Genomic DNA, 1,768 nt, shown 5'->3' on the forward strand with positions numbered 1-1,768 from the left:
GGTGGTGCAGCGGGGTGATGTGGGGGCTTTGGCTGCTGCTTGGGGGGTGGATGAGCAGGGTGTGGCTATGGTTTTGCCGGGGTTGGTGGCGTGGCAGCGGGCTCGTGAGGATCGGCGGTTGGTTGACGCGTGGCGGTATCGGGTTGTGTGGGAGCCGTTGACCGGTGGTCCTGAAGCGGCGCTGAACGGTAACTGGCTTGTGGTGTATGGCGCGGATCTGGTGGCTGATGATGATGGTGGGTTGGGGTGGGTCGGGCTGGTTGAGCAGGTCCTGGTCGGGCATGGCGCGCGGGTGGTGCGGGTAGCTGTTGACGGCACCCGGGTGGGGGTGGCTGCGGCGTTGCGGGCGGTGGTGGCCGGGCTGGACGGGGCGGGGTGGGGTGGGGTGGTGTTCCTGCCGGGTGGGGCGCCGGTGCAGGGGTTGTTGGCGTTGCTGCAGGGTCTGCACGACATCGACACGGGTAGCGACGCGGGGCGGGTGTGGGTGCTCACTCGTGGCGCGGTGGGTACTGGTCGGTTCGATGTTCCTGCTGATCCGGTGCAGGCTTTGGCGTGGGGTTTGGGTGTGGTCGCGGCGTTGGAGTATCCGCGTCTGTGGGGTGGTCTGGTGGATCTGCCCCTGTCGTGGCCTGAGGCGTCGCGGGACGCGGCTGCGGTGGCGCGTCGTTGTGCCGGCGTGTTGGCCGGGTGGGATGGGCAGGATCAGGTCGCGGTGCGCGTCAGTGGTGTGTATGGGCGCAGGTTGGTGCGTGCCCGGGTGGAGGAGTCGCCGCGGGTGTGGCAGCCGCGGGGCACGGTGTTGATCACTGGTGGCACTGGTGGTTTGGGTGCGCATGTGGCCCGTTGGGTGGCCGGGCGTGGTGCGGAACATGTGGTGTTGGTGTCTCGTCGGGGCGTGGACGGGGCGGGTGTGGCCGAGTTGGTCGGTGAGCTGAGCGCTGATGGCCGGGTCCGGGTGAGTGTGCGGGGTTGTGATGTGGCAGATCGTGATGGGTTGGCCGCGGTCCTGTCCGAGGTAGGGCCGGTTGATGCGGTGGTGCATGCGGCGGGGGTGGGTCAGCTCGCGCCCATTGACGACACCGACCCGGGGGTGGCGGAGCAGATCTTGGCGGCGAAGGTCGCGGGTACTCGTAACCTGCATGAGTTGTTGGTCGAGGGGTCTGAGCACCGGTTGGACGCGATGGTGTTGTTCTCCTCGAACGCCGGTGTGTGGGGTGGTGGTGGGCAGGGGGTGTACGCGGCTGCGAACGCGTTCCTGGACGCGTACGCCGTTCAGCAGCGTGCCGCGGGGCGGTCGGTGACCAGTGTGGCGTGGGGTTTGTGGGCCGGCGAGGGAATGGCCGGGCAGGCCGACACCGGGCAGTTGCAGCGGCGTGGGGTGCGGGCCATGGATCCGCAGCGGGCGGTGCAGGCCCTGGCCGAGGCGGTCGGTCAGGGTGAAGGCTTCCTCGCCGTCGCTGACGTGGACTGGGCCCAGTTCACCCGAGCGTTCACCTCCGCACGCCCGAGTGCGCTACTAGCCAGACTGCCCGAGGCGCAACCCGCCGTCGCCGACGCCGAACCCGGGCCACTCGACGATTCGACACTGGCCGCCGAGCTACGCGCGTTGACCGGCCCGCAACGCCAGCAGAAGATCCTCGAACTGGTACGCGCCCACGCCGCCACCGCCCTCGGCCACGACAGCGCCCAGGCGATCCCACCCGACCGGGCATTCCGCGAACTCGGTTTCGACTCCCTGACCGCGGTAGAACTACGCAACCGACTGGCC

General features: G+C 69.3%; 1 protein-coding gene and 1 pseudogene. Both read left to right on the forward strand.

Annotated elements, in window-relative coordinates; genetic code table 11:
• Positions 1 to 4 precede the first annotated feature (4 nt).
• Positions 5 to 103 (forward strand): annotated as a pseudogene (locus AB0B02_RS31840) (hypothetical protein); the annotation flags it as partial.
• Positions 104 to 118: 15 nt separating this feature from the next.
• Positions 119 to 1,768, forward strand: a 1,650-nt coding sequence (locus AB0B02_RS31845) for a beta-ketoacyl reductase (protein WP_357306806.1), incomplete at its 3' end; no start/stop codon positions are given.

The organism is Micromonospora sp. NPDC049240 (genome assembly GCF_040647835.1).
In the GTDB taxonomy this organism is placed as follows: domain Bacteria; phylum Actinomycetota; class Actinomycetes; order Mycobacteriales; family Micromonosporaceae; genus Micromonospora.